The sequence below is a fragment of the Bacteroides intestinalis genome (assembly GCF_003464595.1).
GTDB lineage: Bacteria > Bacteroidota > Bacteroidia > Bacteroidales > Bacteroidaceae > Bacteroides > Bacteroides intestinalis_A.
In genome coordinates, this window is sequence record NZ_QRZF01000011.1 from 124,666 (window position 1) to 143,319 (window position 18,654).

Genomic DNA, 18,654 nt, shown 5'->3' on the forward strand with positions numbered 1-18,654 from the left:
GCAAGCGTACATCATTTCCGGTACCTTTGCAATAGAGAGCTAACTGACAAAATTAACATCAACTTTCAGATTATGAAAAAGAGACGTAACATCATCGGAATGAGCTATGCGCATAGAGTGACGGAAGTGCTGCGTATATACGAAGAACATGCACGTAGCGGATTGTCGAACCGCGAAATCCTGCGCCGCTACATCTGGCCTGTGTATCCCATCTGCGAAAAAACATTCTACAACATCATCAATGCCAGTGCCGACCCGCGTATCAAGGCCCGGCAAAACGAACTGGATGCTCAACTCACGCTGTTCTGACTTCTCTCTCGATGACCATGACAGCATATTGCTGTTCGTACACTTTGACATTACCCGGTTCCACAGTCTGCACACTCTTGGTACGCACCGCCGCCGACCGGCAACCTTCAAAGCCCCATCCTTGTACCGCGTCGTTCAGGCGCTTCACCAACTGATAACGTTGCATCGCACGCTCCACCGCCGTACTTTCGTCGACAGGCGGCTGCACTCCGCAGTCGAAAGCCAAGCGTACGCTCAACGTAGGTTCACCGCGCTGCGTGTCGGCCTTAAGATTCCCCCAAACCGTTTCGGGAATACCCACTAATACACACGGAAAAGCAACCGGATAGACCGGCTCCCCATTCTTCAGGGCATCAAGCTGCCCGTAATCTTCGTCCACCACCTCTACAAGGTTTCCCATCTTCTCGGCAATCTGCCGCAGTAAGTCACTCATTAATTGTTCCATATCAGGAGATTTTTAATTGAAAAAAATAAGTATTTCACTTTTGACATCTGCGAAGTACGGCAATACCCGCCTGAAACGGAAAAAACAGTGTACCCCTTACCCACAACACTGCAACCGTTACGCAATGTTTGGAAAGCGTTACACACTATTTTGCACCCCTCCACCCTACATCGTATGTTTGCAGCAACAAAATCGCAACCGATATGATACAGAAAAGGATTCATCATAACTCCCCCATCGGGGAAGCAGGGAAAGGAGGCCGGTCATGACCCGTGGACTAAGGAACAACAACCCCGGCAACATCCGCCTCTCCGCCACTCCGTGGCAAGGTGAGATACGCCCCTCACAGGACAGCTCGTTCTGCCAATTCACCAGTATGGGCCACGGCTACCGTGCCCTCCTCAAACTGCTACGCAACTACGGCCGCCTGCACGGTTGCCGCACGGTTGCCGACTTCATCAGCCGCTGGGCCCCCCCGCACGAAAACAACACATCGGCCTACATCAGCCGGGTGTGTTCCACCATGCACGTGCCTGCCACCTACCAGCCCGACACGGACGATCACGACACTCTGTGCGCCCTGGCCGCCGCCATCTCGCTGGTGGAGAACGGCACCCCCGCCCTTATGGCGGACGTAGAGGCCGGATGGGCATTATTATAAGAGAAAAGGCGGAAAATATGAATGCACTGGAATATACGAAACTTGCCTGCGGGTTGCTCACCGCCATCATAGGCGTAGGAGGCTTCAAGGTGTACACCGACAAGCAACGCTACCTGCAGGAAGTGGAGAAACTCAAAGCCGACGTCCGGGCTGCCGATTCAAACGTGCGCAGCAACGAACTGGATAATGTGAAAAAAGCCATGCAGATAGTCATGGACGAAATAGTGGAACCATTAAAAGAAGAGATCAATGCCATCAGAGAAGAACTTGGCAAACTGCGACGGGCAGTGGAGAAAGCAGGCGATTGCCGCCTGGCTACTGATTGCCCTGTGCGCATCGAGTTGCAAGGCACCACTGAAAGTGGAGCAGAGCTACCTCGGCGACACACTGCACCGGGTGGACGGGTACGCGCTAATACAGCAGCCCGTGCCGCCAAGCATCGCCACCACAACATTTCCGGCCGGGACGTTGAAGGCGATACCAGTGGGAACAGGGTTTAGCTTCCGCAGCGGGCAGGCCACGGTCAGCGTGAAGCGCCTCACGGGCGACTCCATACAGGCCACAGCCACCTGCGACAGCCTCGCACGCCAGGTCATCCTCCTGAGCCGGGAACTCTCCCGCGTCAGCCGGCAGACTGCAACCACGGTCAGCCAAGTGCCGCCACAGGTGATTCGCCAACCCTCAGCATGGCAATGGTTTTGGATAAGGACAGGGCAGATAGCCGTTGCCGCCCTCCTCCTTATATTGATTAAACGGCGACTTTTTTAATTATCTTAAATTAATAAACAAAATTATGGCAGTAAAAGAAAACAACGGCCTCATCTACGGTGTAGGTAAAGTCATGTTCAATGGTAAAGAAATCGGCTGGGTCAGCCAAGATGGTTTGCAACCCAAAGGCGAAGCAAAACAGACAACTCCTGTTTACGCAGCACAAGTGCACGACGGTCCGGTGGACGAATTGGTGAGCACCCCAAGCACCATAGCTTTCGGTTTCAAGCTGATTCAGTTGATTCCCGAAATGTGTAAAGACTTGTTTGGCGGCACTATCAGCAGCGTAGACGGCGCTTACGAAGCACCCGAAGGATTCAAAGACCTGGAAGGCGCCTTCAAGGTAGAGTGCGTCAGTGGCCACACTATCGAAATTCCGCGTGCCCGCCTCAGCGGCGAACTGGCCGACTCCATCAACATGAGTGGCGTATTGAGCTACGACTGTACGGTGAAGTGCCTCAAGCCGACTGAAGCCGGAAAAGCCCGCTACCGCATCGTGCCTCCTCAAACCGAAGCAGAAGGATAATGATGGAAAGCCGACTGAAAGAACAACTGAAAGCGTCGGCGTTGATACTTGACATGGGTGTGGCAGTTCCTGTCCGCCCATTCAAGTACCTCACCCGCAAGCGCAGCCCTATGCACGTGGTGATGCGTACCCCCGGACTGGGCGGACTGATGCGCATAGCCAACCTCTATCTTTCGATGGGTGTCAGTTACGCAGAAATAAAAGACTACGACTGCGAGCAAAACATGCGCCTGATGCAGCAGCATGGCGTCACCATCAGCCGCATAGTGGCCTACGCCCTCGTTCGCGGTAGACTTACGGGCCGATGTCTCAACCGCCTTGTAGCCTGGTGGCTTCGCTGGCGCGTGCATCCCCTGTTCCTACAAGAGGCCATGTTCCAGTTACTTACCATGCTCAACCCACAGTCTTTTCAGACTATTATCAACTCGGTGGAACTCATCAACCCGATGAAGCCGAGTTTGAGCCCATCAGAAAGCGGGAGTTAAAAGGCTACACAGAAGGCCCTCATAGCCCGTTCGGTTTAGTATGGCAGGTGGCCACGGCAACCGGTTGGAGCCTGCGCTACATCTTGTGGCAAGTGCCCTACCCCTTGCTATTACTCATGGCTCAGGATGCCCCACGCTACATTTCGCCCGAGGAACAACAACGGCGCAATATGATGAAAATGATTAAAAACCAGAAGAAGGTCCCCGAAGCAACAGATCCGGTGGCATTTTTCCAAACCCATATCTCAAAATACTAATGGCCCCTGTAAATTTAACTCAAATACAGCGCAATGATCTCACAGAGAAAATAGCGCTTGATGAAGCCAGAAAATCAATGGAAAAGTTGGCAGACAGTAGCAGGCATATCAAAGCCACTGAAGAAGCTCTCAGCGGATTATCGGCTACCATCAAGGCTACCAATAGCGCCGCCTCCCTTCTGGGACTCAAATCGGACAATCTGACTCACGTGCAAGCCAAACTGAAAACGGCCGTCGAAATGACCTCGGCAGCCCAGCAAGTGGCCGACACCGTGACCAAGAACAGTTACTTCAACCTTGTCATCGTAGATAATGCCAAGAAAGCACTTGCCGCCACCAACACCTATCTGGCCCGAACACTCAACATATCCACCGTGGCCGCCAAAGCACTGACGGGAACCCTCACACTGGGGATATCGGTTGGCATCACAGCCGCCATTGCCGCCTGGGACAAGTACATCGACAACCAGGAAAAAGCAGCCGAAAAAGCTCGCGAACAAGCTGAAACCGAACGGCAGGCAAACGCCATAAAGCTACAAACCCGCGTGGAACTGGACAGGCTGACAGACTCCCTGAAAGACTTTGACGGAACCAAGGAGCAGGAGAAAGCCAAGATTGACGAGCTGAACGATAAGTACGGCGAAACCTTCGGGCAATACGATACCCTGGCACAGTGGTATCAGGTGCTCTCACAGAAAGGCGAAGCCTACATCCAGATGCTGTATCTACAGGCAAAAGCGCAAAGTCTCGTAAGCAAGGCAGTGGATGCCGATGCCAAAGTGAACGAAATAGAACTCACACCCGAAGGTAACTTCGATACCAAATGGATTGGCAATAATGGCAAAGAGAAGAAAGAAGAAGCACTGAAAGCTGCGAAAGCCAAACGCGACGCCTATAAGGAACAGGCGGAAGCTGCCTATAACGAGTCGGTAAAACTCAGCAAAGAAAGCGGAATAGGCGATTTCTCCCCCAAGAAAAGTAATACCGGAAGTGGTAACAGCAACGCATCCGCCGAAGCGAAACAGAAGCAGGAAGAAGAACGCCAGAAGCGGCAAGCCGAATGGCGGCAAAAGATAGCGGACGACGACCTCAAAGTCCGGAAAGAAATTCAAGACAAGCTCCTGGCAGCTATGAAAGAAGGTGATGAAACCGAAGAAACATTAGCCCGGGAAGCCTTCGACAAAGAAATGGACCGCATAGAGCAGCAACGCCAGGAACGGCAAGCCAAACTGGAAGAAGCACAGAAAGACGGCGTAAACATCACTCCCGAACAAGTGTCCAATGTGGACAACGAGGCGGTACAGCAAAGCAACATCGCCGCCGCAAACTACCAGAAGACACTTGACGACATGGAGAAGCGCCGCCAGCAGGAAGAGCTACAGGCAAAGAACAATTACCTCAAAGAATATGGCTCGTACGAACAAAAACGTCTTGCCATCACAACAGATTATCAGCAACGCATAGCCGATGCCAAGACTCAGGGTGAAAAAGACACCTTGCAGAAAAAAGAAACCGAAGCCGTAGACGCACTGGACAAAGGCATGCTCCAGAAGTCGGACCTCTGGACACGCCTCTTTGAAGAAGCCGGTACCCACACCAGCGGCTACATACAGCAAACCATCGACCAAGCCCGGCTACTGCTGGAATATCTCGAAGACGTAGATGGCAAGAAGAACATCCAACTTCCCGACAGCATCAAGGATTACGCCAAGTCGCTGAAGCCCGAAGATGTGAAAGGCATCATAGCCGCAATGACGAAACAGAGCGCCGCCCTGAACAAGCAAAACCCCTTCATGGGACTCATCAACGGTTTCAAGGCCCTGAAAGATGCCGGTAGCGACACTGAAAAGCAGTTTGCCGCCACCCAAAACATCCTCGAAAGCTTTAAAGGAGCATCCGCCATCGTCAGCGAAGTGGGCGGTGCCATCAGTAAAATGGGCGGTTCCGCCGGAGAAACTATGCAGAAAGTGAGCGGCGTCGCCAACTCCACCCTCTCCATGGCATCCACAGGAGCTTCCATAGGCGGCCCGTGGGGAGCAGCTATCGGCGGCGCACTGGGACTTGCCTCCGGACTGGTGGGTGCATTCGGCGCCGACTACTCCGGTTACAACGCCATGGTGCAGAAGTACGATGTCCTGATGGATGTGTGGGATCAACTTCTCGACAAGAAGAAAGCCTACATCAAAGAGTCCTATGGTGCCGAAGCCACCCAAGCCGGGTCCGAAGCTCTACAACTGCTAAATTCGGAGAAAGAAGTCACCAAGCAACTGGCCAAATCCCGCCTGAGTTCGGGTAGCAGCGGCGGCAGCCACTCCCTATGGTATCGCATGTGGAAAGGCTCCTATAAATGGGAGGGTCAGAACTGGCGCGACGTGGCAGGCGACATTTCCCAGTCATTGGGCGGCGTGAAGTTCACCCAGATGGAAGACATGCTTAACATGAGCAGCAAACAACTGGAATGGATCAAGACTAACTACAGCGGCCTCTGGTCGGCAATGGATGGTGACTTTCGTGGTTACCTGGACAATATCATCCAATACGGCGACACGGAAAAAGAAATCATCGCCTCGGTCAAGGAACAGTTGACGGGCGTCTCCCTCGACAGCTTCCAGGACAGCTACCTCAGCCTGCTGGACAACATGGACAGCAGCAGCGAAGACTTTGCCAACAACTTCGAAAAGTATCTGCGCAAGTCCATCTTGCAATCCGTCCTTGCCACGAAATACAGTTCGCAGATAAAATCCCTCTACGATAACTGGGCAAAGTATGGCGAAAACGGCACCCTCACCGAAGAAGAAGTGAGAAGACTGCGTGAAGAGCAACAGAAGATAAGCGACGCCATGCTGGCCGAACGTGACCGGCTGGCCGAAACCTTCGGCTGGGAGTCGGAAAATAGTGCCGGAGGCTCGTCACAGTCGGGACACACCGGTGCCGTGACCACCGTCACCGAAGAAACAGCCGGCAAACTGGAAGGCATCGGCCTCTCCATCCAGACCCACGTGATAAGCATGGACGAGAAGATGGCCGACCTCTCGCGCTACTCTTACGAAGCCATCGGCCTGCTGGGCAGCATTGCCGAAAACACCGGATACTGCCGCTGCCTGAAAGACATAGCCGAGATAGTGAACAGATTGGAAAGAGACGGAATGAAAATAAAAGGATAATTATGGAAATACTTGAATCATTACTTACCATCAATGGTAAAGACATCTATAAGGAATATCGCGCCTTTCTGGCCGAAGACAAGTCAGGAGGACACGATAACTACAACGCCCTCCTGCAAGTGCCCACCATGAAAGCCTACACTGCAGTGACATTCCGCGAGCAGAACGGCGAAAACCTGCCCGACTCCCTACCCGCCCCTCACTACGAGGCACGCGACGTAACCCTACAGTTCGGCATCTTGGCAGACACCCCGGCAGAGTGGTACACCCACTACATTGCCTTCATCAACTTCCTGAAAAGCGGATGGTTGGTGTTTGCCCTACCCGAACTGGGCACCCAATACCGCATGTATTTCAAGAGCGCCGCCTCGCACGACATGTCCTCCCCGCTTACAGTAGAAGACAAAGTGTATGGCAAGATGAAACTGAAGTTCAGAGAACCGAACCCTTATCAGGCTATTGACCTTTAAACAGCAAATAAACGAGTATGGAACTGAAAATATACAACCAGAACGGAAAGCTGAAACTGACCGTGAACACCGCCGACTCATCAACCTGGAACACCGAGCTGATGGCGGAGAACACTGTGTCCGCCACCTTCACCCATCCCTTCTTCGTAGCGCTGGACGTGAACGACTACGTGATGCTGAAAGACGTAAAGTTCAGCATCAACAAGGAGTACAAGCCCAAGCAGGTGTCTACACAAGAATACAACTACACGGTTAAGTTCTACGGCCCCGAGCACGATGCGGAACGGGTGATGTTCCTCAATCTGACGGACGGACAATATGAATTACAATTCTACCTCGACGACAGTCCCGCGATGCACCTTCAGAGGTGGATAGACAACATGAACCGTGTGTACGGCGAAAAGCGATGGAGCATGGGAGACGTTCTCGACGCCCCGAAGAAGACCGTTGAATACAACAACACAACCTGCTGGGACGCCCTCTCGTTGATATCAGATGCCTTCGAGGCTGAATGGTGGACGGACGGTTTCAAAATAAACCTCACTCGTTGCGAACGTGGCGACCGCGTGGAACTGGGCTATATGCAAGGGCTCACCTCACTGACTCAATCAGAAAACAGCAGTGATGTGAAGTTTTTCACCCGCCTCTTTCCGCTGGGCAGCACCCGGAACATCGACCGCAATCGCTATGGTTTCTCCCGGCTGCAACTCCCGAACCGGGCTAAGTATGTGGACAGGAACACCCGATACGGGCTTTACGAATACGTGGAAGAGGCCGCATTTGCAGATATCTATCCACACTACCGCGGTACTGTCCACACCGTGCGCCAAGAGGAAAAAACGGATGAAAACGATAAGAAGATTACAGTCTATTATTTCGACGACATCGGTATGACGTTTAACCCGAACGACTTTGAGATAGGCGGGTTAGCCAAACATATAACCTTCCAAACAGGCGAGCTTGCCGGACGAGAGTTCGAAGTGAAATACGATTCGAAGGCGATGGAGTGGGAAATCATCAACACTTATCCTTCGGAAACAGAGCAGATACCAGGCAAAAACCTTATCCCCGCCCCTGAAGATGAATATATTCCCTGGAACTTCAGTCTGCCCACAGGGCTTGAGAAAGAAGCAGAAGCAGCGTATGAAACCGCCGTCAACAGCTATCTGGAAAAGTACAGCGAAGACATGTCTAAATATGGAGGTGAAACGGACTACACCTATATCGACAAGAACAACATCCCGTTACAGTTAGGTCAAAACGTGCGTTTACTGAGCGACAAGTTCTTCAACGAAGGGTTCAGTGATACCCGAATCACCAAAGTTGTGCGTAAGCTGGACAACCTGAGCATGGCCACCATAGAATGTACCAACATGGTGGGCAAAGGTTGGAAGCGAACGGTGGATGCCAGTTTGGCCCAGTTGCAATATGTGATGTCTTCAGGCAGTAACCCTTCTTCCGGAAGCAGCTCCTCCACTTCAATCGAAGTCTCGGACAAGTTGAAAAAGAACATCGTTGTCAACTCTAACGATGTCGGCTATTTCAAGAAAAAAGATGTCCTGCTTGCCGGTCAAACCTGGGAAACCATTTTCCGCAAGATGCTGTACAAGCCCATGGGCGGAGAGTTGAGCAGCAGTATATCCACTTCCGACAGTGTGGAATATGGCACAAAAAAAGGACGCATCACCTACACCGCTACCCGCAACGGACAGGGTGAGATGACCAAAGCTTTCTATGATGACAATGAAAACAATAAGCTGGTCTTCTCAACAGAGAGCCAAGGCATTCAGACAGCCGTACGGACACTGTCGGGTACCTATATCCAACGGGAAACACATAAGGCGACAGTGGTATATGCCTCCAGCGACATACTTCCCGAAAAGACATTGACTGATACTATCACTGTGAATGTATATCGAAAATGGTTTGCAGGAGTGGTCAGTGCGATTCCTACGACATCAGCGCAGGTACGTGCGTTGTCTGCAAGTGGGTTATTTGACGGTAGTTCATACGGATTCACGATAAGCAATTATAGGACCTTTGTCATTTGCATACCATCCGGAACAATCAAGGAGGTATCATTAGAAGAGAGGTATCAATACAACTTTATGGATTTGGATTCGGCTGCCAATCCAAAAAAAATCAGCGTGGAAGGTGCTAACGGGTCGGCAGCAATAGAATACACCATGTATATATTCACCACTACCACAGCAAGTACCGAGACGGACAAATTTACCTTTAAAATGAATTAGTTATGGAGATAAAAGGAGACAGCTTTGCAGGTCGATACAAAAGAGTGAATGATTACCCTATTGATACTACAGATATATGGGATACATACAATCACGCTCTTGTATATGCACGTAATACAGATAGTGTAGCGTATGTGCCTTATGCCGGGCAGATTATTTCCGTGGTGGAAAATGGGGCGATTTATAAGTTGGAGAAAGATGACAGCATACCGGAAACTGACGGTAAGAAACATTTTAAACTGGTTCTTATTGGTAGCAAAAATGATAATGATGACCGCTATCTACGTCGGGATGTAGCAGAAACAGTTCAAAAGCTGATGACCTTTTTGGAAGGTATCAATGTGAAAGGTACTGCTACACTTGAAGAGATTACTTTGCTAAAGAATATGGTATCGAAGAACTTTGCTGCCGGTGGTAGTGGTTTTGGCATCTATCAGGATGCGGATGGAAACTATCATCTGGATATTGACTTCGTGGATATCAGGAAGAAATTAAATGTCGAAGAGATCCAGGTCCAACGTTCAACCTATATCGGTGGAAAACAATACAATACGGCCGCAGGTATTATCTGTAAGAAAGTGGAGGATACAGGTGGAAGTTACAGATGCTATTTTAGCACAACAGATGCTGAGGGTAGAACAGTCAGGAATACTTTTGCAGTAGGCGACCTGGCGATCAGTGAGACTTTTGCCTTAAAAACCGGAACAACTTTTTATTGGCGTTACGTGAGTGGCTGTGGCGATGACTACATCGACTTATCCAAGACAGATTGCGCATCAGGAAGTGATGTGCCTGCGGTGGGAGACAATATCGTACAGTTGGGCAACCGGACGGATACAACTCGTCAAGGTGCAATCGTCTGGGACAGCGTAACGGCAGGAGGTCCTTATGTGCGGATATATAATGGAATTGGAGCTGACAAAACTTACACGATGCCGAAACCGCAAATTGATTTCAATACGGTGCTGAGTGAAATTGCGGCAAAGTTCGTAAATCAGGCAACCGGAAAGGATATCGACGAAACCATTGAAGACTTAAAAACTGATGTAGACCTTGTTAAGGAACAAACAGACAAGGAATATACACTTTGGTTTTTTGATTACGTTCCGACACTAAATAATATACCGGCTTCAGAATGGACAACAGAAGCTCTAAAAACGATGCACGACCAAGACATGTTTTATAACCGTTTGACTGGGAAAGGTTATCGCTTTGAATCAGGAGTTTGGAATGAAATTACCGACCATCTGACGTTGAAGGCTCTGGAAGATGCTGCCAAAGCTCAAGATACAGCCGACGGTAAGCGACGGGTTTTTGTGGAGCAGCCTACTGATTCACAAGAATATGACATGGGTGACATGTGGGTAAATGCAACTTATTCTGATGGTACGGTTAAGTATAAGAATGATTCACTTGTCTGTAAGACAGCAAAGAAAGCAGGAGCAGCTTTTAGCATTTCACATTGGGAGCCTTCGTCTACTGCTACAACGGCCTATCTTGAAAACCTTAGCGATCAGATTATACTTGCTGTGAGTAATGCCGATGATGGGATTGCTGCCGCAAAAGAGCTTGCCAGACAAGGCATCAGTGATGCATACAACGCTGCTCAGGATGCCTTGAGTGCATTGGGTATAGCAAAAGGAGCGCAAAGTGCAGCAGATAAGAATACTGCCGCTATCCAAGTGACAGAAAAATCCATTGCTGCACTTGTGGAAGGTATTCATTTCAATAGCGCAGGCAATATTACGAATATCAATACATCCGGTCTGGTTACGACGGATGATTTCAATGTGCTGCTATCGAAGAAGGTCAATTTCGATAGTGGCGGACATATCACCAATATCAGTACCTCCGGTTTGGTCACTGAGGCCGGCTTTGCACAGATGTTCTCGGAGAGGGCCGAGGATGGCGGCTATGTAAAACGTGCTGAGATCAGTACATTTATCACAGAGGATGATGCTGGACAGTTGATATCGAATGCCGTTATCGAAGCGGATAATATCAATTTTTTAGGGAAAGTTCTAATGAATGGGAAAATGCTTGTAGATACTGAAGGTAATATGGAAATTAATAATCTAACAGCCAATAATGGAAAATTTAGTGGTGAATTAGTTGGTGTTTCTGGGACTTTTTCAGAATTAAAAATGGTTAGAGGAGTCGAAATGATGGTAATGGGTCCCAGTGGAATGTATTTCGAATCAAATGGCCCAAGAACATCAGTTGGAGGATGTCTCTCTTGGGAAATAAACCACCCTGATCGACCTTTAAAATTTTATGTAAAAAATGCTGGATTTGGTGATTATGTGGAAGGTGACTTGATAATTATGATGAAAGGGATACCCTCCAAGAATGACTTGTCACAATACACATATCATTATTATAATTTTATCTATGAGGATAATGGATTTTTAAAGATCGGAAATATTAATAGACAAACTAAATACTAAGTTTATGAAAATCAATTTTAGACAGATCGAGGCACAGACCTCTTTCGAAGGTGGAAAACAGACCTTCGATGCTGCCGAAACAGTCGGCAATGAAATGATGTACAACGGAAGTATTCTTCTGGATATTGGATTTGAAGAGCTTGCAAAGGAAATCTATTATTCAAAAGATGAAGTAGAAATTCCGGAACGCTACTGTAAAGCCCTTGAACTTGTCGTGAAGAACTCGCGTCTTATCGCCGCCGTAAAGCGTGAAATAATAAATCAGCTAAACAGCAAGTAAGATGGGATACATCAAATTCATATTGAGCACCCGTAAAACGAACGCCGATGGCAACGCCACCTATGCCCGAATCAGCCGTATCGAATCGGATATGGCTGATACAAGCATGCTCGAGACGAATTTAATAATGCATGCGCTTGCGGCCCGCGGGGGAAAAGTAATTGAAACGCTTGAATTCATATTGGACTCGAGCAGATTGGACAACGATATATTAGGATAAACTGTATGGACAAATTAAATAAGAATTTCCTCAAAGGCAATGTGCTTAAAGCTGAGGAGTTGAACGAGATTGTTACTAAACTGAATGAGTTTGCCACGTGCATCAATGACAACGATGTTGAGACCAGCAAGGCTACAATTCAGAGTATAAAGAATAAGATGCTTGTCATCGGTGATACCGCAGGTACTGCCTATGATGGTGCCGCCGGCGCCGCATTGGAACAAACCGTCAGAGAACTGGCAGGCGGAGCAGGAACCATGTATAGTGTATACGTTAGGAATAATCTGAATTCACTGGGCTTTGCCGCACAATACGGAGAAGAATGTGTCTTGGATTTCACCTTCGTCTCCCAGTATCGGGATAATATCAATGAACCGTACAAGCCGACGGGAGAACTCGGACTGTGTACAATCATGATAAAGAACTCGAAGTTTGCAGACTTCACCACAGTGAAGCAAATGGAAGTTTCTTCTAATGTATCCATCAAACAGGACATAACCGAGTGGCTGACAAGCGGCAGCAACAATATCAAAATAAGTATCAAGGGAGAGAACACCGACCAGACTACGGCCCCGATCACCTATGTTGTACAACTCACTTCATTGGGAATCAGTGCCCCTAACTTCGCTTGGTGGACCGCCTTTGCCGGGGATATTTCAATTCCAATGATTATCAACGGTAATATCAACAAAGTGCTTCATGTCACCGTTACCGGTGATAATTACAATCAAGGCTATACCCAAAATCTGGGAACAGCCATCTATATGGATACACCTTATAACTATGTACTTCCTCATCCCGAAGCAACCGGAATATACAATGTGGATTTCTATCTGTCCAACTCAGATAATACCATTCAGACCAAATCTGTATCGGTAAATATCATGTGTATTGCCACATCCGGGGAAATAGTGAAACTGATGTGCGTGAATAACGTGACCTCACAGCTCATCAACTGGCAGGATAATGTGGTATTTGATTATGCGATTTATGACGGACAGGCTACTCTTACAGATGCCATCTTCACCATTACGAAAGACGGAACAGAAGTGTATAGTTCTGAGAATGACACCATAGTGGCAAACTCCAAAAACACATTTACTTATCCGATGGAGGTGGAAACAGATGACGACAGTAACTTTGAAGTCATTATAAAGGCAACCAGTGGAGAAGACGCTCTGATAGATCCGATTATGGTAGCTGTCAATAACTCACTGGGATATTCGGCTACAGCAGGTGCAGTACTCTATATCAATCCGCGCACCCGTAGCAACTCGCAGACAAACTACAAGAGTATCGTTAATGAAGTGGATAAATCAGTCATCCCCGTGACCTGGAATAACCTCAACTGGGGTAACGACGGCTGGGTGACCGATGATAATGGTGTGAAAGCACTGAAGATATTTGCACGGAGTTCGGCCGTGATAGATTACCAACCCTTTGCCACAGAACCGGCCCGCAGAGGTAAAACAATCGAAATCGATTTCAAGATTGAGAATGCTTCGGATGCTGGAAAGAATATTATCAACATCGCAGAAGATAAGCCGGACGGCAACTACGTTGGATTAAAGGTATCCGGTGAGAATATCTCTCTGTTCTCACAATCTGAACACGAAAGTACTAAACAGGATGTTCCTACCGATAATGGGGTACGCCTACGCCTCACAGCAGTTATCATGCCTGACACTTATGGTAATGCCGGCTTCAACATTGTTGCCATATACATCAACGGAAAGAAGAATCGCCAGTATACCTACGAGAGCAACGATTACTTCCGCAACACCGGCAAGATAACGTTAGGGAATGATTATGCCAATCTCTATTTATATGGATTGCGTGTGTATGACAGTGCATTGACTTCCGAGGCTGTCCAGAAGAATTACATAAACCAGCTTGTGACGACCAGCGAGAAGCAAATGGAAAAGAATATCAATTCGGTACTGGACGGCGAAGGTGTAAACATTGACTTCAATGCCACAAAGCTGCTCTATAATGTATTTGTAGTGAACAAGCCCTTCCCTAACCTAAACAACCCTTCAGGTGTAGCAGGTGATCTGGAAGTACTCTTCAAGAACAAACCGGAGCGGAACTTCACGCTCACCAACCTGTTGATAGAAGGTCAGGGAACTTCATCAAAGAAATATCTGGAGTGGAACATCCGCTTCAAAATGAAGGGATTGAAAGATACAGAGGGTAACAAGATAAACTCCATTGCCACGTATGCCGATGGAACGACGGACAAGAACAAAGTCCTTATGTTTGAAGGTGTGCCTAAGTCCGGGCGCCTGACAGCCAAGAAAAACTGGGCGAGTTCCATGCAGGACCACAAGGCCGGATCTGTGGCTGCATTCAATGATTTATACAAGGAAATAGGCATGAGAAACGAGGCTATGGCAACTGATAGCGAAATACGTGTCGCGGTGTACCAAGAGCCTTTCATCGGTTTCTCAAAATCCGTCAATGAAGAAGGCCAGGATATATATACCTGCATGGGAGAATTTACATTCGGTCCGGATAAAGGAGATGATCTTTGTTTCGGCTATAACACAGAAGTTTTTCCGACCTTGCTATCCGTGGAAGGTTCGGACAATGCGCCGTTGGGTGCGCTTTTCCGCGTTCCCTGGAACAGCGATAAACCTTACTGGGCATATAATCCGGAGGAAGAGGCTTTTCAGTATAACAACACTAATTGCTGGGATTTCGATGCCGGTGAACTGAATGTCGATGAAACGGAACCACTCTCTGCACAGAAATGGATAGATGCTTACAACACCGTGTATGTATGCAACAACCGTATCCGTCCATTCACCGGTACTCTGGATGAATTAAATGCAGCCGTAACTGAATACCGCAGTACAGGTTATGAGTACTGGATTGCCAAAAGTGGTGATGCTAACCAGTACAATCTCTACTATTATGAAGCTGCCGAAGGAAAGTTCATACCCTCCGATATAGGTGATGGTGCAATAAATCTGAGCACACAGTTAACTGCATACCTTCCATCAGATCTGAGTACATTCACTGCTGACCAGTTGAATGAGAAGTTTATTTCAGCCCGCACAAGCTTATTCCATGCAACCATACCCGCTATATTCGATATTGACGATGCAGTATTCCATCATAACTTTGTGGAGTTCACTGCCGGAACCGACCAGCGTGCCAAGAATACTTATCCGTATAGCTTCTGCCAGGAAGGTAGTAAATGGAGGTGGAGACTGGATGATGCCGACACTATATTCCCGATTGACAATCAGGGACAGGATCGGAAACCCTATCACTGCGAAATGCATGACTCTTACGACAATGACCAGCCAATTTGGAATGGTGAGACATCTGTCTTCTGGAATCTGCTGGAGCAGGCTTTCAGTGCTGAAATTACAGCCGGAATGCGCAAAATGTTCACAGCAATGGAAGCATTGTGCGGCCAGTCTTCAGGTACGCCTTATGACAAGGTTTATGCTTTCTATAAAAAGTATTTCCTTGGCATAAAAGAGTATTTCCCCGCTACGTTGGTGAATTCTGATGCCAAACGATATGAACTCGCAAAGATAGCATACAATAATGGTTCCTATACTAACGATACTGACCCTATAACACAGAGCCACGGTGATTTCTATTCCGCAGAAACTGCATGGGTGAAGAAACGTATCATGTACATCATGTCGAAGTATAATTATGGCTTGTTCTCTGCCAATGGCACAGATACAATCATCGTACGTGCTGCCGGCGATCTGATAGACTACGATATAACCCCGGCTTTCGATATGTATCCGGCCATTGCAAATGGTACATCCATTGTACAAGGAAAACGCACTAAAGCAGGAGATATTTGTAAAATAACCATTGACCTTGGTGGTAGCGCTGACCAGCAAAATGCCATACAAGCAGCAAGTTGGTTATTAAGCATCGGAGACTGGCACAAAAAGAATGTTTCCGGTACCATGGTAGTACGCGGAAAACGATTGAACGAACTCATACTCGGTAGTAAGGAAGACAACGTAATCATCTCTATTACAGGACTTACACTTGCAGATTGTAGTAGTATGCAGAAGCTACTTCTATCCAATATCACCACATTACAAGGTACACTCGATTTAAGCACAATTATCAACATTCGTGAGATATATGCCGACGGAACGAACTTAAGTCAAATAAAGCTTCCGAATGGTGGCGGACTTGAAATCATCGAATATCCGGCCAACAACAGATACATAACTTTTCAGAACTTCCCGATGCTGACAACAGAGGGCTTGAGAATCGGTCAATGTGCTGAAAAAATAACCGACTTCTTAATTGAAAACTGCCCTAAATTAGAGCCTATGCGATTGTTATCTAATATTATAGAGGCACAGCAATCACAAGGTACCGAACATGCACTAAAACATATCCGTGCAGTAGGCTTCGAGGAAGAATATTACACCGCCGACGCCCTTGATATGCTTGCAAAACTTGCTGATGGAACCTACGAAGGTTTATCCGCAGAAGGAATTGCCGGAAAGGATGAAATTCCAGTATTGGAAGGTAAGATAACTGTACACTCAAAGTACTATCAGGACTCTGTGGAAGAGCTGCGTAAAATATTTAACAAATTAAATTTGGTGATGAATGGAGAACCGGCCATTCGATTTACCGAGACAGAAATCTTACGGTTGCTGACAACAGAAAAAGCATATTGTGATTATGTAACTTCTGGCAATATTGGCTATCTGAGATTGATCGATATAGATGGGGATGGAATGATTACACCGGAAGAAATTAATAATGTAAAATCACTAAGTAATAGACCTGATAACAATAGTAGTATTTTTGCCGGAAATTCCAGAATTGAAACATTTCATGAATTTCGCTATTTTACTGGACTCAATATGATCAATAATGGTTGTTTCAATAATTGTAGCTCATTGAAAGAAGTAACGCTTCCCGTATTAACTCAAATGGGAAATGATGCATTCCAGAGTAGTGGCATAGAAAAAGTGATTATTCCAGAAGGGTATCAGACTATAGGAGATACTATTCTCAACAATGCTCAATCTTGCCGTTTACTGGATATTCCTTCAACAGTAACATCAATAGGAAAGAATATATTATGGGGAGTGAAAGAGATAACAACTATTGTGTGTCGTGCAATCATACCTCCTGCACTCAACGGTAGCTTTGGATATAATGGTATACCTGTAGCTATATATGTTCCTGATGAATCGGTTGCAGCATATAAGGCTGCAACCAATTGGAGTTCACAAAGTGGTAAGATATATCCTTTATCAACCTATTCTTCATAACTTTCCATTATAAGATGATAATGGCAATATTCTACTTGCCAGACCGCTCCAACCGCTTGCAGCTTTATATACATCTACAGCGATATCAGGTACGTAGATTTTACATGTAGTACCGTTAAGCATCCAGAAGCCAAACCCCATTGGCTTCTCGGATAGCATGACAAAAGATTCAAGTCCTGTACAATTTTCCCAGCACTTGAACATACTTCCGTCAGAAGTTCCATCTTCCTTTATTGTATTTCCTCTGATAATTATTGTTTTTAATGTTATCAGACCGTTGAACACAGACGAACCTATTGAAGTAACGCTTTCCGGTAAGTCTATCTCTTCAATTCCAGAATCAATGAATACTGCTCCACCTAATTTGATAACCGTATTGGGTATTATAATCTTTTTCAAAGATGGACATTGGCGGAATGCGCTTGCTCTGATCTCTGTAATTCCCTTGGGTAATACAACATTAGTTAGATTTGTACAACCTTGAAAGCAGGAGGCAGGTATAAAAGTTACTGTATGAGGTAACTTTATACTTTTCAATGCAGTACATTCGCGGAATAAATTAGGACCATCATAATTATTATCTTTAAATGCAACATTCATTTTTTCAAATTCATCGAATGTTTCAATTATAGTATTACCCTTAAACCAGTATATAGTAACTTCTATTTGGTTTTCAATATATTTTTCACTAATTGCTCCAATTCCATCTACATCTAATCTTTCAATCAAAATTCTCAGTATCTCTGGGTCTGATATTCTCACACAAGTAATTCCCTCCATTATCAAGGTCAATCGGTTAAAGATTTCCCTCAACTGATCCACAGAGTCCTGATAGAACCCCAAATATACCGATAAAATTAATCAAAAAGAATTTCTGATTTTTTTAGAAGTAAAAAAGAATATGATCTAAAAAAAAATATCCTTAGAAAAAATTGCTAAGCAGGAAAGAAATAAAGTAAAATTTCACAAATCATTTTATAGTAACAATTGCAATATCCTCACAAATCATTTTTGGAAAGAAACACAAACCATTTTCACTGTGATATCAAGCCCACCAATCCAATATGGAAAAAACAATCTCCACATACATA

The 18,654-nt window shown here is 46.6% G+C and carries 14 protein-coding genes; 12 read left to right on the forward strand and 2 right to left on the reverse strand.

The genetic code is table 11. The annotated features are described in order from the left end of the window. Window positions 1-72: 72 nt before the first annotated feature. Window positions 73-309 carry a hypothetical protein gene (locus DWW10_RS16070; RefSeq protein WP_118421837.1) on the forward strand — a complete coding sequence of 79 codons (237 nt, stop codon included), beginning with the start codon at window positions 73-75 and terminating at the stop codon, window positions 307-309. Here the strand turns inward: DWW10_RS16070 and DWW10_RS16075 are convergent. Then, entirely contained in the window at window positions 296-754 is a 459-nt protein-coding gene (locus tag DWW10_RS16075; RefSeq protein ID WP_118421838.1) for a hypothetical protein, read from the reverse strand. The two genes, DWW10_RS16070 and DWW10_RS16075, sit on opposite strands and share 14 nt — an antisense overlap. Before the next feature lie 265 nt (window positions 755-1,019). On the opposite strand from DWW10_RS16075, the gene DWW10_RS16080 reads away from it, so the two are divergent. The 11 genes from DWW10_RS16080 (at window position 1,020) to DWW10_RS16135 (ending at window position 17,563) form a co-directional block, all read left to right on the forward strand. Beyond that, window positions 1,020-1,415 (forward strand): structural protein P5, encoded by a 396-nt coding sequence (locus tag DWW10_RS16080; protein WP_118421839.1) that lies wholly within the window; start codon window positions 1,020-1,022, stop codon window positions 1,413-1,415. Then, entirely contained in the window at window positions 1,400-1,915 is a 516-nt protein-coding gene (locus DWW10_RS16085; protein WP_259320496.1) for a hypothetical protein, read from the forward strand. The genes DWW10_RS16080 and DWW10_RS16085 overlap by 16 nt, the downstream gene beginning before the upstream one ends. Before the next feature lie 293 nt (window positions 1,916-2,208). Beyond that, on the forward strand, window positions 2,209-2,709 hold the full coding sequence (locus DWW10_RS16095) for a hypothetical protein (protein ID WP_118421841.1): 501 nt from the start codon (window positions 2,209-2,211) through the stop codon (window positions 2,707-2,709). Continuing rightward, window positions 2,709-3,194 carry a hypothetical protein gene (locus DWW10_RS16100; RefSeq protein ID WP_118421842.1) on the forward strand — a complete coding sequence of 162 codons (486 nt, stop codon included), beginning with the start codon at window positions 2,709-2,711 and terminating at the stop codon, window positions 3,192-3,194. Before DWW10_RS16095 ends, DWW10_RS16100 begins: the two co-directional genes overlap by 1 nt. Window positions 3,195-3,528: 334 nt before the next feature. Continuing rightward, the gene (locus DWW10_RS16105) at window positions 3,529-6,615 is read left to right on the forward strand and encodes a hypothetical protein (protein ID WP_147350473.1); all 3,087 of its coding nucleotides are present in this window, start codon (window positions 3,529-3,531) and stop codon (window positions 6,613-6,615) included. A 2-nt stretch (window positions 6,616-6,617) separates the two neighbouring features. Further along, window positions 6,618-7,085, forward strand: a complete 468-nt coding sequence (locus tag DWW10_RS16110; RefSeq protein WP_118421844.1) for a hypothetical protein — start codon at window positions 6,618-6,620, stop codon at window positions 7,083-7,085. A gap of 17 nt (window positions 7,086-7,102) precedes the next feature. After that, window positions 7,103-9,337, forward strand: a complete 2,235-nt coding sequence (locus DWW10_RS16115; protein ID WP_118421845.1) for a hypothetical protein — start codon at window positions 7,103-7,105, stop codon at window positions 9,335-9,337. Between the two features lie 2 nt (window positions 9,338-9,339). After that, the gene (locus DWW10_RS16120) at window positions 9,340-11,784 is read left to right on the forward strand and encodes an SDR family oxidoreductase (protein ID WP_118421846.1); all 2,445 of its coding nucleotides are present in this window, start codon (window positions 9,340-9,342) and stop codon (window positions 11,782-11,784) included. A gap of 4 nt (window positions 11,785-11,788) precedes the next feature. Next, window positions 11,789-12,064 carry a hypothetical protein gene (locus DWW10_RS16125; protein ID WP_118421847.1) on the forward strand — a complete coding sequence of 92 codons (276 nt, stop codon included), beginning with the start codon at window positions 11,789-11,791 and terminating at the stop codon, window positions 12,062-12,064. A 1-nt stretch (window position 12,065) separates the two neighbouring features. Next, window positions 12,066-12,284, forward strand: a complete 219-nt coding sequence (locus DWW10_RS16130) for a hypothetical protein (RefSeq protein ID WP_118421848.1) — start codon at window positions 12,066-12,068, stop codon at window positions 12,282-12,284. A 5-nt stretch (window positions 12,285-12,289) separates the two neighbouring features. After that, complete coding sequence (locus tag DWW10_RS16135) at window positions 12,290-17,563, forward strand: leucine-rich repeat domain-containing protein (RefSeq protein WP_118421849.1); 5,274 nt, start codon at window positions 12,290-12,292, stop codon at window positions 17,561-17,563. On the opposite strand, the gene DWW10_RS16140 is transcribed toward DWW10_RS16135, so the two are convergent. After that, the gene (locus DWW10_RS16140) at window positions 17,558-18,343 is read right to left on the reverse strand and encodes a leucine-rich repeat domain-containing protein (RefSeq protein WP_118421850.1); all 786 of its coding nucleotides are present in this window, start codon (window positions 18,341-18,343) and stop codon (window positions 17,558-17,560) included. The two genes, DWW10_RS16135 and DWW10_RS16140, sit on opposite strands and share 6 nt — an antisense overlap. Between the last annotated feature and the right edge of the window lie 311 nt (window positions 18,344-18,654).

What these genes read in the sequence shown, in the direction of transcription:
- DWW10_RS16095 (WP_118421841.1), top strand. Translation starts at nt 2,209, where the DNA reads ATGGCAGTAAAAGAAAACAACGGCCTCATCTACGGTGTAGGTAAAGTC.
- DWW10_RS16085 (WP_259320496.1), top strand. Translation starts at nt 1,400, where the DNA reads ATGGGCATTATTATAAGAGAAAAGGCGGAAAATATGAATGCACTGGAA.
- DWW10_RS16110 (WP_118421844.1), top strand. Translation starts at nt 6,618, where the DNA reads ATGGAAATACTTGAATCATTACTTACCATCAATGGTAAAGACATCTAT.
- DWW10_RS16105 (WP_147350473.1), top strand. Translation starts at nt 3,529, where the DNA reads ATGGAAAAGTTGGCAGACAGTAGCAGGCATATCAAAGCCACTGAAGAA.
- DWW10_RS16100 (WP_118421842.1), top strand. Translation starts at nt 2,709, where the DNA reads ATGATGGAAAGCCGACTGAAAGAACAACTGAAAGCGTCGGCGTTGATA.
- DWW10_RS16075 (WP_118421838.1), bottom strand. Translation starts at nt 754, where the DNA reads ATGGAACAATTAATGAGTGACTTACTGCGGCAGATTGCCGAGAAGATG.
- DWW10_RS16130 (WP_118421848.1), top strand. Translation starts at nt 12,066, where the DNA reads ATGGGATACATCAAATTCATATTGAGCACCCGTAAAACGAACGCCGAT.
- DWW10_RS16080 (WP_118421839.1), top strand. Translation starts at nt 1,020, where the DNA reads ATGACCCGTGGACTAAGGAACAACAACCCCGGCAACATCCGCCTCTCC.
- DWW10_RS16070 (WP_118421837.1), top strand. Translation starts at nt 73, where the DNA reads ATGAAAAAGAGACGTAACATCATCGGAATGAGCTATGCGCATAGAGTG.
- DWW10_RS16140 (WP_118421850.1), bottom strand. Translation starts at nt 18,343, where the DNA reads ATGGAGGGAATTACTTGTGTGAGAATATCAGACCCAGAGATACTGAGA.
- DWW10_RS16135 (WP_118421849.1), top strand. Translation starts at nt 12,290, where the DNA reads ATGGACAAATTAAATAAGAATTTCCTCAAAGGCAATGTGCTTAAAGCT.
- DWW10_RS16115 (WP_118421845.1), top strand. Translation starts at nt 7,103, where the DNA reads ATGGAACTGAAAATATACAACCAGAACGGAAAGCTGAAACTGACCGTG.
- DWW10_RS16120 (WP_118421846.1), top strand. Translation starts at nt 9,340, where the DNA reads ATGGAGATAAAAGGAGACAGCTTTGCAGGTCGATACAAAAGAGTGAAT.
- DWW10_RS16125 (WP_118421847.1), top strand. Translation starts at nt 11,789, where the DNA reads ATGAAAATCAATTTTAGACAGATCGAGGCACAGACCTCTTTCGAAGGT.